The organism is Mycobacterium sp. (assembly GCF_052144515.1).
In the GTDB taxonomy this organism is placed as follows: Bacteria; Actinomycetota; Actinomycetes; order Mycobacteriales; family Mycobacteriaceae; genus Mycobacterium.
Map to the genome: position 1 here is coordinate 1 of NZ_JBKQQD010000053.1, position 17,642 is coordinate 17,642.

General features: G+C 65.3%; 17 protein-coding genes and 1 pseudogene. 6 read left to right on the plus strand and 12 right to left on the minus strand.

Annotated features, from left to right (window positions below; genetic code table 11):
• Positions 1-245: 245 nt before the first annotated feature.
• Both ACLP9N_RS02610 and ACLP9N_RS02615 read left to right on the plus strand, forming a co-directional pair.
• Positions 246-854: a hypothetical protein gene (locus ACLP9N_RS02610; RefSeq protein WP_442405931.1), complete on the plus strand. Its 609-nt coding sequence runs from the start codon at positions 246-248 to the stop codon at positions 852-854.
• Between the two features lie 58 nt (positions 855-912).
• Complete coding sequence (locus ACLP9N_RS02615; RefSeq protein WP_442405932.1) at positions 913-1,500, plus strand: TIGR03086 family metal-binding protein; 588 nt, start codon at positions 913-915, stop codon at positions 1,498-1,500.
• 456 nt (positions 1,501-1,956) lie between these two features.
• Here ACLP9N_RS02615 and ACLP9N_RS02620 read toward each other — a convergent pair.
• The 4 genes and pseudogenes from ACLP9N_RS02620 to ACLP9N_RS02635 all read right to left on the minus strand — a co-directional run bounded on the left by ACLP9N_RS02620 (position 1,957) and on the right by ACLP9N_RS02635 (position 5,549).
• A pseudogene (locus tag ACLP9N_RS02620) lies at positions 1,957-2,733 on the minus strand (class I SAM-dependent methyltransferase).
• Between the two features lie 136 nt (positions 2,734-2,869).
• Complete coding sequence (locus tag ACLP9N_RS02625; protein ID WP_442405933.1) at positions 2,870-3,262, minus strand: DoxX family protein; 393 nt, start codon at positions 3,260-3,262, stop codon at positions 2,870-2,872.
• A gap of 49 nt (positions 3,263-3,311) precedes the next feature.
• Entirely contained in the window at positions 3,312-4,688 is a 1,377-nt protein-coding gene (locus ACLP9N_RS02630; RefSeq protein ID WP_442405934.1) for a PE-PPE domain-containing protein, read from the minus strand.
• A 678-nt stretch (positions 4,689-5,366) separates the two neighbouring features.
• Positions 5,367-5,549 carry a hypothetical protein gene (locus tag ACLP9N_RS02635; RefSeq protein ID WP_442405935.1) on the minus strand — a complete coding sequence of 61 codons (183 nt, stop codon included), beginning with the start codon at positions 5,547-5,549 and terminating at the stop codon, positions 5,367-5,369.
• Between the two features lie 79 nt (positions 5,550-5,628).
• Here ACLP9N_RS02635 and ACLP9N_RS02640 point away from each other — a divergent pair, with 79 nt between their 5' ends.
• Positions 5,629-5,970 (plus strand): RNA polymerase-binding protein RbpA, encoded by a 342-nt coding sequence (locus tag ACLP9N_RS02640; RefSeq protein WP_442405936.1) that lies wholly within the window; start codon positions 5,629-5,631, stop codon positions 5,968-5,970.
• Between the two features lie 231 nt (positions 5,971-6,201).
• Here the strand turns inward: ACLP9N_RS02640 and ACLP9N_RS02645 are convergent, their stop codons facing one another.
• The 5 genes from ACLP9N_RS02645 to ACLP9N_RS02665 form a co-directional block, all read right to left on the minus strand.
• The gene (locus tag ACLP9N_RS02645; protein WP_442405973.1) at positions 6,202-7,296 is read right to left on the minus strand and encodes a DUF4185 domain-containing protein; all 1,095 of its coding nucleotides are present in this window, start codon (positions 7,294-7,296) and stop codon (positions 6,202-6,204) included.
• Positions 7,297-7,351: 55 nt separating this feature from the next.
• Positions 7,352-8,398, minus strand: a complete 1,047-nt coding sequence (locus ACLP9N_RS02650; protein WP_442405937.1) for an aspartate-semialdehyde dehydrogenase — start codon at positions 8,396-8,398, stop codon at positions 7,352-7,354.
• 2 nt (positions 8,399-8,400) lie between these two features.
• Complete coding sequence (locus ACLP9N_RS02655) at positions 8,401-9,666, minus strand: aspartate kinase (protein ID WP_442405938.1); 1,266 nt, start codon at positions 9,664-9,666, stop codon at positions 8,401-8,403.
• 142 nt (positions 9,667-9,808) lie between these two features.
• Positions 9,809-10,651, minus strand: coding sequence for a C1 family peptidase (locus ACLP9N_RS02660; protein ID WP_442405939.1), 843 nt, complete (start codon positions 10,649-10,651; stop codon positions 9,809-9,811).
• A gap of 298 nt (positions 10,652-10,949) precedes the next feature.
• A complete protein-coding gene (locus tag ACLP9N_RS02665; protein ID WP_442405940.1) occupies positions 10,950-11,303 on the minus strand; it encodes a VOC family protein in 354 nt (117 codons plus the stop codon).
• A gap of 232 nt (positions 11,304-11,535) precedes the next feature.
• On the opposite strand from ACLP9N_RS02665, the gene leuA reads away from it, so the two are divergent.
• Positions 11,536-13,350, plus strand: a complete 1,815-nt coding sequence (leuA, locus tag ACLP9N_RS02670) for a 2-isopropylmalate synthase (RefSeq protein WP_442405941.1) — start codon at positions 11,536-11,538, stop codon at positions 13,348-13,350.
• A 17-nt stretch (positions 13,351-13,367) separates the two neighbouring features.
• Here the strand turns inward: leuA and ACLP9N_RS02675 are convergent, their stop codons facing one another.
• Genes ACLP9N_RS02675 through ACLP9N_RS02685 form a run of 3 tightly spaced genes read right to left on the minus strand, consistent with a single transcriptional unit; the run spans position 13,368 to position 15,448 of the window.
• On the minus strand, positions 13,368-13,931 hold the full coding sequence (locus ACLP9N_RS02675; RefSeq protein ID WP_442405942.1) for a TetR/AcrR family transcriptional regulator: 564 nt from the start codon (positions 13,929-13,931) through the stop codon (positions 13,368-13,370).
• A 22-nt stretch (positions 13,932-13,953) separates the two neighbouring features.
• On the minus strand, positions 13,954-14,421 hold the full coding sequence (locus ACLP9N_RS02680) for a hypothetical protein (protein ID WP_442405943.1): 468 nt from the start codon (positions 14,419-14,421) through the stop codon (positions 13,954-13,956).
• Between the two features lie 25 nt (positions 14,422-14,446).
• Complete coding sequence (locus tag ACLP9N_RS02685; RefSeq protein ID WP_442405944.1) at positions 14,447-15,448, minus strand: DEDDh family exonuclease; 1,002 nt, start codon at positions 15,446-15,448, stop codon at positions 14,447-14,449.
• 205 nt (positions 15,449-15,653) lie between these two features.
• On the opposite strand from ACLP9N_RS02685, the gene ACLP9N_RS02690 reads away from it, so the two are divergent.
• Both ACLP9N_RS02690 and ACLP9N_RS02695 read left to right on the plus strand, forming a co-directional pair.
• Positions 15,654-16,907, plus strand: a complete 1,254-nt coding sequence (locus tag ACLP9N_RS02690) for a MurT ligase domain-containing protein (protein ID WP_442405945.1) — start codon at positions 15,654-15,656, stop codon at positions 16,905-16,907.
• On the plus strand, positions 16,900-17,622 hold the full coding sequence (locus tag ACLP9N_RS02695) for a type 1 glutamine amidotransferase (protein ID WP_442405946.1): 723 nt from the start codon (positions 16,900-16,902) through the stop codon (positions 17,620-17,622). The genes ACLP9N_RS02690 and ACLP9N_RS02695 overlap by 8 nt, the downstream gene beginning before the upstream one ends.
• Positions 17,623-17,642 lie beyond the last annotated feature (20 nt).

A 17,642-nucleotide genomic window follows, 5' to 3' on the forward strand; every position in this document is an offset into this window, starting at 1 on the left:
CACGACGTTGAAGTGCGCTCACGGCGACGAAATGCCGAAATCCCCACCCTGACCGCACAATGAAACCGACCATGCCGCGCAGCACCGGTGGACCCGCCGAGCCATTTACCGACCCAGGCTCCTAGGGACTTGCGACCCTAGATCGGCGGGCGGTCCGAAGCGAAAAGTGGTGCTCGGATCCGCAGGCCGGTGTCACTGCGGCCAGCAGGCAGTCTTGGCCCGGAGAGTTACCAGGAGGTCGCACCATGACGAGCCGAACGCCGTTAATCCGTTTTCTACGTATACTTTTGACGCTGCCTGCTATCGTGGCCGGCGCTGTGGCGGCATTGTATCTACTCTTACTCGGCTGGGGGATGCTGATGCAGGTGAGATGGCTCAGTGATCGGACGCGCCAGCTCACCAAGCGGGCGAATCCGTATTTGCGCAAGGTCGCCGGAACCCGGCTGGGAATGCTTTATTTCAATCTCAGCACACTGCACCACGTCGGTCGGCGTAGTGGCCGAGCTTATGTGACGCCGCTGAGTGCCTACCCGCTCGGTGATGGGTTCGTGCTTGCGGCGGCATACCCCTATGTTGACTGGCTCGAAAACGTCTTAGCTGCCGGCAATTGCACCCTCACGTGGAACGGCAAAGAGTATGCGCTCGAAAGGCCTGAATTGTTGCTACGGGCACAGGCAATGGAGGCCTATCCGCTGCTGGTGAAGCCATTTCTCGCAGGCGCCGCTGGGCAGAACAAGTTCGTTTGGCTCCATCGCGCGGGTACGCAAGAAGGCAAACCGGCGCAAGCTGATTCAGCCGTGGCGGAAACGCCTGCGTTTACTGGTGCGCAGCAAACGCGCAGGCCCCGTGGGTGATTCGGGAGAAGCTTGGACCGCGGTAAGGCCGGAAAAGTCGGAGACCTACGATGCGCTCATGAACGACACGACCGCACGGATCGGCGTGATGGCCGCCGAGGCGATCGACCTGCTCATCGACGCTGTGGACCATACGCCACGCGAAAGCTGGGACCAGCCTTCCAACCTCGAGGGTTGGAGCGTGCGTGACCTGATGGGTCACGCCACCGGTAGCGCAGCGAAGATCGTGACACTACTCGAGGACGGGAAGGTGTGGGGTGGCCCCTCCCAACCGGCCGACTGGGTATGCGACGACCCGGCGGCACGGCTTCGTGAGCTGGCTGCGCGGCTGCAGGACGCGCTGCCTGGGGCCGATTTCGATGCGATGCGGCCGTCGCCGGAGGGTGAGGTTCCGCTGCACCGGGCGCTTACCTATCCTGTCTCGGACTTGGCGCTGCACAGCTGGGACGTGCAGTGGTCACGAGGTTGGCTAATCGAGCTGCCCGATGACCTGCTGGCGTTGTGCCGTGGGCTTGTGGAGTCGCTGCCGGAGGGCATGCTGCGGCGACCTGGCGGCTTCGGCCCGGCCCGATCCGCGCCAGAGGGCTCGACGCCAACTGCCCGGCTTATGGCCTATCTCGGGCGCTCAGTCGCCAGCCAGGGCTAAGTGCTGGCTGCCAATGGCAAGGACCTCCGCGAAACCAAAACGAACCGGAGTAGCGATCGTTTGCGGGTATTGCTTCTTCGCGGGGCTGTCCGAGATATGGGTTGGAATCACCGGCAACTGGATGGGATTGCTATCCCAGCCGCTGAAACCTTCCTTCCGGACTGGCCTCGTTGGAACTTTCTACGTTGCCGCAGCCATATCGCTGCTGTCGAATAGAAGAACCGGCACGCTTCTGGGCATCGTCTTCGTCCTACTCGAGGTACTTGGGCGCGTTCACCTCGTACGGATCGGCCTGTACCCGTCGAGGGGCCCGGACTTAGCAAAAATGGTTGTCGGCGGTGCAATTGCAATCCTGATCGTCGTCTACTTGGTTACTCAGTGGAGAAAATCAGATGCGGGGCAAAGTCCCAACGCGCCGCGTAGAGGTGCTGACTAGGCCTATATTTCAGCCCGGGCTCAGAATGCGTAGCGGTGGAGCTGTGACACCGTCCGCAGCGTCGGGACAGCCAGCATGACTTTTCCGAGCGCCCGGTAGATGCCACTCGGCAGTTGTTTGAACGCATCGGTTTCGAAGACAGCGATCGCATCCAGCAGCCGTACACCTGGAACAGCCTGCAGAATGTCGTTGGGCTCGTTGACTGCCCAGTGCAGCGTCGACCCTGTTCGTCGGATGACGGGGTTGATTTTCTGGAGCCTGATTCCAAGCCAGTTGCAGACGTCGAAATGCAGCTCGCCTGAACGGAATTGCTCGACCACGCGGCGTAGCAGCGCGATGCCGTCGTCTCTGGTCAGGTAGTAGGTGAGGCCTTCGGCGATGAGCAGTACTGGACGCCCCGCTGGGATGGCGCTCAGCCATGCCGGATCTGTGACGGAGGCCGCGACGGGGTGGTAGTGCTCACGGGCGGGATACAGTTGCTCCACCAGCGCGATGACTTCGGGCTGGTCGACGTCGTACTACTCGACATCGGGGCCGGGGTCGAGCCGGAGGACGCGATCGTCCAGTCCGCAGCCGAGGTGCAGCACCACCGCGCGGTGGCGCCGTGCGAGGAATTGGCGCGCCCAATTGTCGAATTGCATGCTGCGGACGGTGCCCGCGGAAGCATTGCGTGCTGTGACGCCGGTTTTGCGCCAGTCGTAGTCGATGCGGCTTACCAACTCCTTGGCGAAGGTGTCACCGAGGACTGTTGTGCCGGCGTCTGCGTCCAACGCCCTCGCGTGCAACGTCGCGAGCATCGTTTCCGGTGCTCCGGTGAAATCGATGCGGATCTTCGCCGCGTCAGGCACAAGCGTCAGGCTAACGGTCTGGTGCCTCGCCTGTAGCCCAATGTCACAACGTTAAATCCACTGTCCAGTGGGCACCGATTGCGCGCTAACTGTTGCGCCTGACCTTGAGCGCTGTGGTGATCATCGGAATCTGCAGGGGCAACCGGGCCAGGGCGACAACACGCATCGGCCAGGGCTTGTCCCACCACAACCGGACCATGTTGACGTTTGCCGGGAAGACTCCGACGAACAGCGCGGCGGCCACCAGCGCGCCGAATCGCCGGGTGCCTCGGGCCAGGAGCAGCGCTCCGATGCCTACCTCGGCGACTCCCGATCCGTACGTGTAGAGCCGCGGGCTTCCGGGCAGCTCGGCAGGGACGATCGTGTCGAACGGCTGGGGCGCCAAGAAGTGCGTGGTGCCCACGCCGAGCAACAGCGCCGCGATTCGGTATGCGGCTTTCTGGTTGGCGTCACGCTGAGCTACGGATGTGGTGGTCATGGCTACATTGTGTCGTGGGCCGGTTGCCGCGCTCACGCGGCATTGGTAGTTACCACACCAGGTGGCCTTGGCTGAAGTAAGGGCCACCGTTCGGGTCGAACTGTGAATAGCCCTCGTTGACGATAGGCGTAAGCAGGCTATTCAGGGCACCGACGATCGGGGACGGAACACCCATTTGCTGAAGTGGTATCAGCATTGGGAGCGTCGCGGTTGGGATCATGTACGTGGTCGTGGTGCCGCCCAGCGAGTCCGTCACGGAGGACACCTCCACCGCCTGCGACGGCGAGGCCAACCCGGTAGGTGTGTGTAAGTGGTTCGCGCCCGCCATCGCATTCAGGTCGGCCAGCAGGTGCCAGGGACGGTCGGGAGGATCAGCCCAGCCGTCGTATTGGCGGTACACGACATCGGTGTTGTATTGGCTCACCGGCGCATCATGCACGGTATATCCGGCGCCGGGGATAGTAACGCCGGCGTGGAAGTAGGTGTCGGCCAGGCCGCGCTGAGGGTTGGCGAACTCGACGAACGTCACCATGTTTGGTGGTGGCGCGTTCGGGGCGGTGGCCAAATAGGCTTCCTCGGCGTCGATGACGACCGTGCCCTCCGACAGACCTGTCACAACCACCGGTTGTCCGGTGGCCACGGCGCCGAGGATGTCGGCGTTCAATGCCTGCTGACCGATGGCGACGGACTGGTTGGCGGTGGGCGCGGTAAGGCCGCTGGCCACGCCGGCGGTGGCTGGGTAGTTAACCACCTCTGGGGTCGTGGCGGGGAACCAGTTCTCGCCAATCGCGGCGTTAATCGCCGCGTACTGCTGAGGTGTCTCATGTCCGGTGAGGAGCCCCGGAGCAGCACCGGGCACGGTGATGCGCGTCCCACTGGATGAGGCCGAACCCTGAGCGGGCAAGCTTTGCGGCAGCAGCTGCCACTTCATCAGTTGCCCTTCGGCCGCCGAAGCCGTCGCGTGGTAACCCACCATCGCGGCCACATCCTGGGCCCACATTTGCTCGTACTCGGCCTCGATCGCTGCGATGGCCGAAGCGTTCTGCCCGAACAGGTTCGACCCCGCCAGCGACACCAATTGCGCGCGATTGGTCGCGACCGCCGCCGGATCCACCGTCTCGGCAAATGCCGCTTGGAACGCCTCGGCCATCACCCCGGCTTGGGTGGCCGCCTCCTCGGCCCGGGTCGCCGCAGCCACGAGCCACGCGACATAGCTGGCGGCCGCGTCCACCATCGCCGCCGACGACGGACCCTGCCACCACCCACCCGACAAGCCCGTGGTCACCGACGCGAACGAGGCCGCTGCTGACCGCAGCTCGGCCGCCAACCCATCCCAGCCCGCCGCCGCCGCAAACGTCGAACTCGACCCCACACCGGCATACAGCCGCAGCGAATTGACCTCGGGCGGCAATACCAGAAAATCCATCGCAGCGCCCCTTTCCTGCGGGCCCTCGACAACCACTGCGAACAACGGCCTGGGAGGATGTCCCGAGTTCCGTGGAACTTCGGTGGCGGCCCAGTGAGCATCAGGCTGCGCTTACCAACCTGATCATCATGCCACAGCCGCAGTCAGCGATTTCAGACTCCGGCGAGCCATTAGCTCTTAACCTTTTCTAAAACGCACATGACTGAGGACCGGACCAATATAGACCAACTCCATCCATCCTATAGATTCTCGAACAACAGAACCGCATAGGCAGCGGCTTCGAACAGCACGGCCACGAGCCTTACCCACTCGTTCCGAGCCAACCTCGCAAGCTTTTCGCGATTATGTCCTTCTTTGTTCAATCGCAGGTGAGCGGGAATCTGGACCGCAAATCCCCACGCGAAGGATACGATTAACCCAAGCAGCGCTAGTTCAACCCAGATTCGCTGACTTGCCGTAGCGATCCAATAGAGAACCGGCGTTGCGGCAATCTTGAGAAGGGCAATTGGCACAATCTCAACTATTCCGCGCTCTTCAAGCCGATGGATCGCGTCGAAATCGTCACCCTTTGTCAGCAGGAACGGCCGGATACACGGTGCGCAGCAGAGACCATTCGTAACCAAGACCGACGAATGCCGCGAACGCGCCCGCTGTGAGGCACAGCGCCAGCATCTAGACTCACCTCGATTCCAGGATTACCGCACCGCCTCGCGGCGGCCATGTGTCTGTCTCGATACCCATGAGCCATGAGACCACCCGCTCGTCGCAGTCGACAATCCGCAGCGTCCCGGTGAAGCCGCGGTAGACGTTCGGCACGCCGTCTGTGCCTGTCGGGCCGAGGCACCAGTCCTCGACGCGCACGACGCCAGCGGGCAGGGGGCATGGCCGGGGCGTAACCTGCACAGATATGCGGTGATACGTGCAATGAGGAGTGTTGATGATGGCTGATCGCGCCATGAGGGGCAGTCGCCTCGGAGCCGTGAGCTACGAGACTGACCGCAACCATGACCTGGCGCCGCGTCAGATCGCGCGGTACCGCACCGAGAACGGCGAGGAGTTCGAGGTCCCCTTCGCCGACGATGCTGATATCCCCGGTACCTGGCTGTGCCGCAACGGCATGGAGGGCACCCTGATCGAGGGTGGTGACTTGGCCGAACCCAAGAAGGTCAAGGTGCCGCGCACACCCTGGGACATGCTGCGGGAACGCCGCTCGATCGAGGAACTCGAGGAACTGCTCAAGGAACGCCTCGAGATCATCAAGTCAGGCCGCCGCGGCAGCTAGTTTAGCTCTGGGTGTTTTCATTTAGGGATTGCCGAGGCACCTGGAAACTTCGCCGGATATTTTCTGTGCCGGCGCGTGGCGCCGACTGATTACGTCGCGGAGATCCCGTTTGTGGGCATCCGCGACTCACCTTGGACACCTACAGCCACCTGTGGCCGGATGCGAACGACCGGACTCGCGAGGCCGCCGCGGGGCTGGTCGAGCAGGCGCTCGCCGAAATATGGCCTCTGATCAGGGCTTGAACGGGTTGACGGCGAACTGGATTACCCGGTACGGCGCGCTCACCCGGACCCGGGTGTCCCATTGGCTGACGAAAATTCGCAGCTCATCGAGGGTAGAGCCGGGCGAAATGTACCCGCCATACGGCTGTGCGAGCCGGTTGTCATACGGCGGCGGCAGGCTTTCCGCCGGATCGGGCCACTCGTCGTGCTCTACCACCGTGGTCATCGGGGCATCGCCCAGCGATGTCGGATCGTTGGCGACGCGCACCTCCATATTGCCCGTGTCGGCGTTGAAATAGGACAGCACCGTCTTGCCGTCGATCTGGCGGATGCACATTTCGCCAACCTTGTCCGGCCAGAGTGGCGTTGGTGGCTTGTTCCAACCGCCGCCGGGTCCAGCCGCCCAGCCCTGCCACCGGGACCGGTCGGTGAACGCTTGCGGGGTGGCCCGGTACAACACCACCGGATCTCTGCGGGTGAAGCTGTTGGCGACGATGTACACCCACCCGGTCGGCGAATCGGGGGTAGGGATCGGGTCGTAGTACCCGCTGATCTGGGTCTGCGAGCCATTCTGGTAGGAAGCGGCACGCCGAGACCCCGCAACGGTCTGCCAAGCGGCGCGCGCCGGTTCGGCTAGCACCAGCCGCGAGTTCTGCGGCTCCAGGTTTTTCGTCGTAGTCACCATCAAATAGTTGTGCCGGTTGATCTCCACCACTCCGGCGGGCAGCTGCGAGTCCCCTGGCGGGGTGGGGTCGGCGAGCAGCGGTTTGCCGATTCCCGTGACTCCGGTGTAGCGCACCCCGGACGGGTCGTCGACCGACGACGTGTCGACGTGCAACGCGACCGGCGAGTACCAGCCACCGAACCCGACACCCTGGCCGGCGAAGCTGTCACCGCAGACCTGCAGCAGCTCGGTGGGGAAATCGACGAACTCACACAGATCGGTGGCGCCGATGCCGTAGTCACCGGTGGGCGTTCCGGTCCCGGCCGTCGGCCCGATCCGCAACACCTGACCCGGCGCCAGCGGCTGCAGGATCGGCTCGGGGACGGGCGCCGGCGGATCGGCGCGGGCAACCGAAAGGCACTGCGGCGCAAGCAAACACAGAACCGACGCAGCAAGTATCGAGCGCTGCGCGGTCCGGGCGGATCTCACCCGCGGGTCACAGTTGAGCGGCCAGCAGCTCAGCGATCTGGATGGTGTTCAACGCCGCCCCCTTACGCAGGTTGTCGCCCGAGACGAACAGCGCCAAACCACGCCCGTCCGGTACCCCCGGGTCGCGCCGGATCCGGCCGACCAGCGATTCGTCCACGCCGGCGGCGGCCAGCGGGGTCGGCAGATCAACCAGCTTCACGCCGGGCGCCCCGTCGAGCAGTTCACGGGCCCGCTCCGGCGACAGCGGCCGGGCGAACTCGGCGTTGATCGACAGCGAGTGCCCGGTGAATACCGGAACCCGCACACAGGTGCCGCTGACCTGCAGGTCGGGGATGCCGAGGATCTTGCGGCTCTCGAAGCGCAGCTTCTGGTCCTCGTCGGTTTCCCCGGAACCGTCGTCCACCAGCGATCCGGCCAGCGGCAACACGTTGAACGCGATCGGCGCGACATAGGTCTTGGGCTGCGGGAAGTCCAGCGCGCCGCCGTCGTGCACCAACTGTTCGGCATCGTCGATGACCGCACGCGCCTGCTCGGCCAACTCGGCCACCCCGGCCAGGCCACTACCCGAGACCGCCTGGTAGCTCGAGACCACCAACCGGACCAGCTGGGCGTCGTCGTGCAACACCTTGAGCACCGGCATCGCGGCCATGGTGGTGCAGTTCGGGTTGGCGATGATTCCCTTGGGCCGGTTGGCGGCATCGCGGGTGTAGTTCACCTCCGAGACCACCAGCGGCACGTCCGGGTCCTTGCGCCACGCCGACGAATTGTCGATCACCGTCACCCCGGCCGCGGCGAACCGCGGCGCCTGCACCAGCGACATCGTCTTACCGGCAGAGAACAGCGCGATGTCCAGGCCGGTCGGGTCGGCGGTAGCGGCGTCTTCGACCTCGATCTCCTGGCCGCGGAACGGGAGCTTGCGGCCCTGCGAGCGGGCGGAGGCGAAGAACCGCACCGAAGTCGCCGGGAAGTCGCGCTCATCGAGCAGCGTCCGCATGACCTGGCCCACCTGCCCGGTGGCGCCTACTACGCCTATCGACACGCTATTTGCGCCCATATCTATCTACCCGTCCCCGCATACACCGTCGCTTCTTCCTCGCCGCCGAGGCCAAACGCTTCATGTAACGCAACGACGGCCTTGTCTAGTTCAGTGTCGCGGCACAGCACCGAGATGCGGATCTCGGAGGTGGAGATCAGCTCGATGTTGACGCCGACGGCGGACAGCGCCTCACAGAAGGTCGCGGTGACCCCGGGGTGGCTGCGCATGCCCGCCCCGATCAGCGACACCTTGCCGATGTGGTCGTCGTAGAGCAGCTGGGTGAATCCGATCTCATCCTGCAGCGAGTCCAGCTTGGCCACCGCGGTCGGCCCGCTATCGCGCGAGCAAGTGAAGGTGATGTCGGTCTTGCCGCTTTCGACCTTGGACACGTTCTGCAGCACCATGTCGATGTTCACGTCGGCGTCGGCAACAGCGCGGAAGACCTTGGCCGCATACCCGGGAGTGTCAGGGATGCCGACGACGGTGACTTTGGCCTCGCTGCGGTCGTGTGCGACTCCGGTCAAAAGGGGGCTTTCCATGGTTATGTCCTTGATCGATCCGACGACGACAGTGCCCAATTTGTCCGAATAAGACGAACGGACATGCACGGGAATGTTGTAGCGCCGCGCGTATTCCACGCACCGCAGCATCAATACCCTGGCGCCGCAGGCGGCCATCTCGAGCATCTCCTCGAAGGTGACCGTCTCCAGCTTGCGCGCGTTGAGCACAATCCGCGGGTCCGCGCTGAAGATCCCGTCGACGTCGGTGTAGATCTCGCAGACGTCGGCACCCAGCGCCGCGGCCAGGGCGACCGCGGTGGTGTCGGAGCCACCCCGGCCCAGCGTGGTGACGTCCCGGGTGTCCTGGCTGACGCCCTGGAATCCGGCGACCAGAACGATGCGACCTTCCTCGAGCGCGGCTTGCAGCCGTCCCGGTGTGACCTCGATGATCTTCGCGTTGCCGTGCGTGCCGGTGGTGATCACGCCGGCTTGCGAGCCGGTGAACGAGCGGGCCTGCGCGCCCAGCGATTCGATCGCCATGGCCACCAGCGCATTGGAGATGCGCTCACCGGCGGTCAACAGCATGTCGAGTTCGCGCGGCGGCGGGGCCGGGCATACCTGCTGAGCCAAGTCCAGCAGGTCGTCGGTGGTGTCGCCCATCGCCGAGACCACCACGACGACGTCGTTGCCCTGCTTCTTGGTCTCGACGATGCGTTCGGCGACGCGGCGGATCCGGTCGGCGTCGGCCACCGAGGATCCGCCGTATTTCTGCACGACGAGCGCCACTGTTGCTCTTTCGGGTGCGGAGGGTATTAGGTCGACAACAGAATACGTGTGACGAGCACACGCACGTCGACGAGCCAACCGGTGCGCGCGTGCGATCAGCCGGTCAGCCCCGCAGCGGAGACAACCGCCCAGAGCATCCCGTCTATGAGGAAACCAGCTGAATCGCCCAGAAATCACTGGCCAGATGCGCCCCGTTGATGGGTGAGCTGTTCGAGCTGGCCTGTGACCCCGTCATGTACTGATAGGGCATGTAGAAGTAGTCTTGGTCGCCCCACGACGCTCCCCACGAGTTGCGAACGATCACCTGGTTGGTGGAATCGTTGTAACCGACCGCGACAACCGCGTGGCCGCCGACCGTGGATTCACCCGGTTCGGGCATCGGCAACACGCCCGATTGAGCGACGGCCGGCGACTCGAAGCTCTGGTAGACGGTAAACCCAAACACAACCGACAGATTCGAGGCGATCGCGTCCTTCAAGTCGCCCAGCGTCTGGACCGCCTCGTACTGCACCGCCTTGTCCGTCTCCGCGGCGACGAAGCAATGCTTCGGCGGCTTCACTGCGAACATCCCGATGTCGTACGGCCACAGCGTTTCCGGGCACACGCCGTCGGAATTGACCACCTTGATGCCGTCCCTGATGACGGCACCCGAGTCGCTGGACACGGTGCCTTCCAGCGCGCGTTCGTTGTAGTAGACGAACAACCGCGACGGGATGAAGTCGGATAAGCCCTGCCGATCCCGCTCGTACTCCATTGCGCCGGCGATGGCATTTCCGGTGCACGATCCGAGCTGACCGTGGTCGTAGACCGGCGGCATCGACGGGCGCAGGTCGCACTCGGTGGGTAGCGGTCCCGTGAGTCTGGCCGCATAGAGCTTGTCCCGGGCATCCGGTAGCTGCGGTCGCCAGCCGTAACCACGAACGTGGCCCCAGTCATGTGCCAGCCCATGGCTTGTGACGCGGGTGGGCTCTTGCAGAACGGTCATTGGACCCTCCGATCTCTGTGGTGGGTCGACCGTGCGACCGCCAACCGCGGGTTAGCATGCGTGGTGCGTTCCTAATTTCTCTCCGAGTGGCGCGCGTCCCTATGAGTAGTGCCACTGGGCCGGGTCGCACCTTCGATTCCGCTTTGTCCCGTGCAGGCGAGGAACCGACGGCAGGTTGAGAGGGCGGACGCCGTTCGAAGTGGCGTAGCACCGCTGAGCGAATAGGTCACCGCCGCAGCATATGTCGAGCGGCGATAGCCGTCTTAATGTCGAAGAGGCCCCGTTGATGGCAGTGCGTTCACCGGGCCAGCGGGCTGTAGAAGACCAAGCCGTTGCCCTTGTTGTCGTAGACCACGGCACGACGCTCGTGTGTGTCGTCGTACGGGCCTTTCACGATGCCGCCGCCAGTGGCCTCAACGGCCTTGGCAGCGCCGTCGACGTCAGCGATCTTGATGCCGACGACGACCTGCCCGGGTATGGGATGGTCCACCGCGGTCGCCAACGCGAGAGTGACAGCCCCACCGTCGAGGGCCGCGAAGTGCGCCCCGTCGCGGAACTTCAGCGGCATCCCCAGGGTTTCGCTGTAGAACCGGATCGATTCGTCCAGGTCGTCGGTCGACAAGACGATCATTCGTACTTCGTGCTCGCTCACTGGCGCCTCCTTTGGCTAAATCGCTTCCACATTAGGCCGCACCCGGGAGGCCCGTGTGACGTATGTGACCGCCGTTTTGGCACCGGGCTCAAGCACGGTAAAGTGCACAAACGTGCAGCGGGTGCTCCTCCTCGGACGCCGCGACGGGGTCTGATCCAGACCGGCTTCCCGTCGCGGGTGTTCGCGATGCGCCGGTCTGAGGTCCCTTCTGATATTCCCCGGAGCAACTACCGTGAACAACTTTCCTGAATCCGCAAGCCCCGACGCCTATACCTCCGCGCGGACCATCGTCAAACCCGCCGGCCCACCCGGGCCCGGCCAACCCACGTGGAATCCCCAGCGCGGCACCTCGATGCCGGTCGGCCGCTACCGACCGTTCGCAGAGGAAGTGGAGCCCATCCGGGTGCCCGACCGGACCTGGCCCGACCGCGTCATCGATAAAGCTCCCCTGTGGTGCGCGGTCGACCTGCGTGACGGCAACCAGGCGCTGATCGACCCGATGAGCCCGGCCCGCAAGCGCCGCATGTTCGACCTGCTGGTTCGCATGGGCTATAAGGAGATCGAGGTCGGGTTCCCGTCGGCCAGCCAGACCGACTTCGACTTCGTCCGCGAGATCATCACTGAGGGCGCGATCCCCGACGACGTCACCATCCAGGTACTGACCCAGTGCCGCCCGGAACTGATCGAGCGCACATTCGAGGCGTGCCAGGGCGCGGCGCGGGCCATTGTGCACTTCTACAACTCGACGTCAATCCTGCAGCGCCGCGTGGTTTTTCGCGCCGACCGGGCCGCGGTGCAGGTCATTGCGACCGACGGCGCGCGCAAGTGCGTCGAGGAGGCGGCCAAGCATCCGGAAACGCAGTGGCGGTTCGAGTATTCGCCGGAGTCCTACACGGGCACCGAGCTGGAGTATGCCAAGCAGGTGTGCGACGCCGTCGGCGAGATCATCGCCCCGACGCCGGACAACCCGATCATCTTCAACCTGCCCGCCACCGTCGAGATGGCCACGCCCAACGTGTACGCCGATTCGATCGAGTGGATGAGTCGCAACCTGGCCACCCGGGAGTCGGTGATCCTGAGCCTGCATCCACACAATGACCGCGGAACCGCCGTCGCCGCAGCCGAGTTGGGCTATCAGGCGGGCGCCGACCGGATCGAGGGCTGCCTGTTCGGCAATGGCGAGCGCACCGGCAACGTGTGCCTGGTGACGCTGGGGCTGAACTTGTTCTCCCGCGGCGTGGATCCGCAAATCGACTTCTCCAACATCGACGAGATCCGGCGCACGGTGGAGTACTGCAACCAGCTGCCGGTGCACGAACGTCATCCCTACGGCGGCGACCTGGTCTACACCGCGTTCTCCGGCAGCCACCAGGACGCCATCAACAAGGGCCTGGACCAGATGAAGGTTGATGCGGACGCCGCGGACTCCGACGTCGAGGACATGCTCTGGCAGGTGCCGTACCTGCCGATCGACCCCAAGGACGTCGGGCGCACCTACGAGGCGGTGATCCGGGTCAACTCGCAGTCCGGCAAGGGCGGGGTGGCCTACATCATGAAGGCCGACCACGGCCTGGCCTTGCCGCGACGGCTGCAGATCGAGTTCTCCCAGGTGATCCAGAAGATCGCCGACGGCGAAGGCGGCGAGGTCTCACCCAAGGAGATGTGGGAGGCGTTCTCCGAGGAGTACCTGGCGCCAATCCTGCCGCTGGAACGGATCAAGCAGCGCGTCGATGCCTCCGAGGAGGACACCGGCACCACCAGCATCACCGCGACCGTGAAGATAAACGGCGTGGAGACCGAGATCAAGGGCTCCGCCAACGGCCCACTGGCCGCTTTCGTCGACGCGCTGGGAACCGTCGGGTTCGACTTATCCGTCCTGGACTACTCCGAGCACGCCATGAGTGCCGGCGAAGAGGCCCAGGCCGCGGCGTACGTCGAAGCGTCCGTCCATGGGCGGACGGTCTGGGGTGTCGGTATCGCGCCGTCAATCACCGTCGCGTCGCTGCGCGCCGTGGTGTCGGCTGTCAACCGCGCTTCCCGAAACTAGGGGCGCGGCTGACGGCGTTAGGTGTCTAAGAACGCGCGCACCAGGCGGTCGACCAGCCCGGCTGCGTCATGGGTGCCAGGGATCGTGAACTTGCTGAATACATAGCCGTTGAGCAGGCGGCTCAGCTCGTCCATTTGCTCTGCCGTTGGGGTGAAGCCCCCCGCCTCGAAGATGAGCGTGGCGGACGTCACCGCGGCGCTTTGCAGCTCCTTCAGGAATGGCTGCAGCTCGGGCCGGCGCGTGCCCTCCATGAACAGCTCGAACCGGGCCAGCGTGTACCGGCGCGTCTGATCATCGGGGTCGGAAAGCATCCGCGTCATCAGCGCTTTGACGCCGTCCTGGGTGAGCGGCCCGACTAGCGCCTGCAATGCCTGGACGCGCCGCCAATGCAGATCGACGGTGCGGGCGGCCGTGGCTTCGAGCAAGGCCTGGCGCGTCCGGAAGTAATTCGATGTGGTGCCGGCGGGCACACCCGCCCGGTCGTCGACCTGGCGATGCGTCAGACCCCCGACGCCCACGTCGGCGAGGATGCCGATCGCGGCGTCGAGGATTTGGGCGCGACGTTCGGGGTTCGGGGGCATTTGTCTTTCTAAGATCGTCCTATCAGTCCTGGTAGCGCAGTCGCCAGAACATCGTCAGGAACACCGGATACACCGCGATCAGCAACAGGTAACTGAACCACATCGGAAACCACGTGACGAACGAAAGGTCCTTGACCACATAGTCAAGGTAGATGTGTAGCGGCACGCTGGCCGCGATGTAGACGAGCGACGCGGTAAACAGCGCCCGATGCCGCTTGTTGGCGAACCGTATGCGCCGCCACACCAGGATGCCGGTGATGGCCGCATACGTCATCGGGACGAGCAGGATCCGGTCCGTCGTAAACGTCACCACGTGTCGCACGGCTAGAGCGTCGCCGAAGATCACCCGGTAGGTGTGCATGACGACGCCGATCGAAATGGTTAGCATCGCTGCCTGGCGGAAGTAGTAGCCGTGCCGACGGAACCCGGACCACCAGGCGCCTTTGTCTACTACATCTGTAGTGGTCACCATCGCGCATGACAGTACCACTACAGATATAGTGATTCAAGGGTGGTCAGAAAAGTGCGAGCTGGTCGTCGACTGAGGTGACGTCGACGAACTCCTCCATGCCGGTGCCGCCGACCACCCGACGAACGCAGTCCATGAACTGCGCGTCGGACACCACCGGTACCCCCAATTGCCGGGCCAGGTAGCCCTTGCCCTGCTCGGCGGCGGGTTCGTTGCAGATCACCAGCGAGGTCTCGCGGTCGACGACATCGGTATAGGCCAGCCCGGCGTGCAGGATCCGCTCGACGAGCTCCTCGTGGGTCCGTGCCACCTCGGCCGCCAGGGCCACCCGCATGCCCTGGATCAGCGGCCGGCCGCGGAGATAGGGCCCCGGGTTGAGATAGGGACAGGGCATTCGGGACGCCAGCACCTTCAACGGTCGCAGTTCATCATGGGTCACCCGGCCGTTGGGCCAGCAGCGCCGCGTCACCGGATGCACCGGCAGCCAGACGTCACGTTCGCGCGCCCCCTGCAGGGCCGCTGCCAGCACCCCGGTCAACACCATTGCGTCGTCGAAGGCATCGTGCGGCCGTTGCTGGATCACGCCCCAATGGGCGGCGAGCGTCTCCAGCCGCAGATTGTCGACGCCGAGGTCCAGCCGCCGGGCCAGCTCGACGGTGCACATGACGGTGTCGACGGGGAGTTCGGCTCCGGCGATCTCGGCCTCCGCGGCCAGGAATGCGTAGTCGAACGCGACGTTGTGCGCCACGAGCGTGCGGCCGCGCAGTACCTCGACCACGTCACCGACGATGTCGGCGAATTGCGGCTGATCTTCGAGCATGGCGGCCGTCAGGCCGTGCACGTGGGTGGGACCCGGGTCCACGCCAGGATTGAGCAGGCTGACCACGGATTGCGCTACTCGACCGGCGGCGTCGAGGCCGAGTGCGGCAACGCTAATTATTCGGGCCTGACCTGGCCGAAAGCCCGAGGTCTCGACATCGATGACGGCCCATCCCCCATCCGGCTCGCTGGCCGGCCGCCCCCAAGACTTCGGGTTCACGGCGTTCATACGCAGAGGATGGCACGTCAGACCGACATCGCCTGTTCGCTCACGCCTCGTGTCGGCACTTAATCAGATCGCCTTGAACTCGACGAGGGCGACCCGCTGCACCCGGCAAAAAGCGCCGCGCTTGCGATCGCCCTTAACTCGACGAGGGCGACCCGCTGCACCCGGCAAAAAGCGCCGCGCTTGCGATCGCCCTTAAACTGCCCGGGTGGTTACCACCCGTGCGCGTCTAGCCCTGGCCGCCGGGGCGAGCGCACGCTGGGCGTCGCGTGTCACCGGACGCGGGGCCGGGGCCATGATCGGCGGCCTGGTCGCGATGACGCTGGATCGCACGATTCTGCGTCAGCTCGGGGCGGGCCGGCGCACCGTCGTCGTCACTGGAACCAACGGCAAGTCCACCACCACCCGGATGACCGCGGCCGCGCTGAGCACGCTGGGACGGGTGGCCACCAACGCCGAGGGCGCCAACATGGATGCCGGCCTGGTGGCCGCGCTGGCCGCTCACCGCGACGCGGGGCTGGCCGCCCTGGAAGTCGACGAGATGCATGTGCCGCACGTCTTGGACGCGGTAGACGCCGACGTCGTCGTCCTGCTCAACCTGTCGCGCGACCAGCTGGACCGGGTCGGTGAGATCAACGTCATTGAACGCGCGCTGCGGGCCGGCCTGGCCGGGCACCCCCAGACGGTCGTGGTCGCCAACTGCGACGACGTGCTGATGACCTCGGCCGCCTACGACAGCCCGAACGTGGTGTGGGTGGCCGCGGGCGGTGCGTGGGCGAACGACTCGGTCAGCTGCCCACGCAGCGGCGAGGTGATCGTCCGCGACCCCCCCTTTAACGAAGGCCACTGGTATTCCACCGGCGCCGACTTCAAGCGGCCCAGTCCGCACTGGTGGTTCGACGACGACAACCTCTACGGACCCGACGGGCTGGCCCTGCCGATGGGGCTGGCATTGCCCGGCTCGGTGAACCGCGGCAATGCCGCCCAAGCCGTGGCCGCCGCCGTCGCGCTGGGCGCCGATCCAGGGAAAGCAGTAGCTGCGGTTTCCGGCGTCGACGAGGTCGCCGGGCGCTATCGGACCGTGCGTATCGGCGCGCACCAAGTGCGGATGCTGCTGGCCAAGAATCCGGCCGGCTGGCAGGAGGCGCTGTCGATGGTGGACAAAGACGCGGCCGGGGTGGTCATCTCGGTTAACGGGCAGGTACCCGACGGCGAGGACCTGTCCTGGCTGTGGGATGTGCGCTTCGAGCACTTCGAAGACACCGCCTCGAAGACGCCCCTAGTTGCCGCCGGCGAACGCGGCACCGACCTGGCGGTGCGCCTGGGGTATGCCGGCGTCGGGCACACCCTGGTGCACGACACCGTGGCGGCCATCGCATCCTGCCCGCCCGGGCGGGTTGAGGTCGTCGCCAATTACACCGCTTTCCTTCAGCTGCAGCGCAGATTGGCGCGGCATGGCTGACTCGACTTCAACGGTGCGGATCGGGCTGGTGCTGCCCGACGTGATGGGCACTTACGGCGACGGCGGCAACGCTGTGGTGCTGCGCCAGCGGCTACTGCTGCGGGGCATCACCGCGGAGATCGTCGAGATCACGCTGGCCGACCCGGTCCCGGAGTCGTTGGACCTGTACACGCTGGGCGGCGCGGAGGACTACGCGCAGCGGCTGGCCACCAGGCATCTGATCAAGCATCCGGGACTCCAGCGAGCGGCGGAGCGCGGTGCGCCGGTGCTGGCGATCTGCGCGGCCGTCCAGGTGCTGGGGCACTGGTACGAGACGTCGGCGGGCGAACGGGTCGAGGGCGTGGGCCTGCTGGATGCGACCACGTCACCGCAGGATGCGCGCACGATCGGCGAGCTGGTCAGCAAGCCGTTGCTGGCCGGGCTGACCCAACGCCTCACCGGTTTCGAGAACCACCGTGGCGGCACCGTGCTCGGCCCCGCGGCGGCGCCGCTGGGTGCCGTGGTCAGGGGCGCGGGTAACCGCCGCGACCCCCCCGGCAATGGCTTTGACGGAGCGGTTCAGGGCAGCGTGGTCGCGACCTACATGCACGGGCCATGTCTGGCCCGCAACCCAGAGCTCGCTGACCTGCTGCTCAGCAAGGTGGTGGGTGAGCTAGCGCCGCTGCAGCTGCCCGAGGTGGAGCTGCTGCGCCGCGAGCGACTCGCGGCGCGCTGAGTCGCCTTCAAGAATCCTTT

Bases quoted from the DNA above. Each gene is read 5' to 3' on its own strand.
- ACLP9N_RS02610 (WP_442405931.1), top strand. From the start codon at position 246: ATGACGAGCCGAACGCCGTTAATCCGTTTTCTACGTATACTTTTGACG.
- ACLP9N_RS02615 (WP_442405932.1), top strand. From the start codon at position 913: ATGAACGACACGACCGCACGGATCGGCGTGATGGCCGCCGAGGCGATC.
- ACLP9N_RS02625 (WP_442405933.1), bottom strand. From the start codon at position 3,262: ATGACCACCACATCCGTAGCTCAGCGTGACGCCAACCAGAAAGCCGCA.
- ACLP9N_RS02630 (WP_442405934.1), bottom strand. From the start codon at position 4,688: ATGGATTTTCTGGTATTGCCGCCCGAGGTCAATTCGCTGCGGCTGTAT.
- ACLP9N_RS02640 (WP_442405936.1), top strand. From the start codon at position 5,629: ATGGCTGATCGCGCCATGAGGGGCAGTCGCCTCGGAGCCGTGAGCTAC.
- ACLP9N_RS02650 (WP_442405937.1), bottom strand. From the start codon at position 8,398: ATGGGCGCAAATAGCGTGTCGATAGGCGTAGTAGGCGCCACCGGGCAG.
- ACLP9N_RS02660 (WP_442405939.1), bottom strand. From the start codon at position 10,651: ATGACCGTTCTGCAAGAGCCCACCCGCGTCACAAGCCATGGGCTGGCA.
- ACLP9N_RS02675 (WP_442405942.1), bottom strand. From the start codon at position 13,931: ATGCCCCCGAACCCCGAACGTCGCGCCCAAATCCTCGACGCCGCGATC.
- ACLP9N_RS02685 (WP_442405944.1), bottom strand. From the start codon at position 15,448: ATGAACGCCGTGAACCCGAAGTCTTGGGGGCGGCCGGCCAGCGAGCCG.
- ACLP9N_RS02695 (WP_442405946.1), top strand. From the start codon at position 16,900: ATGGCTGACTCGACTTCAACGGTGCGGATCGGGCTGGTGCTGCCCGAC.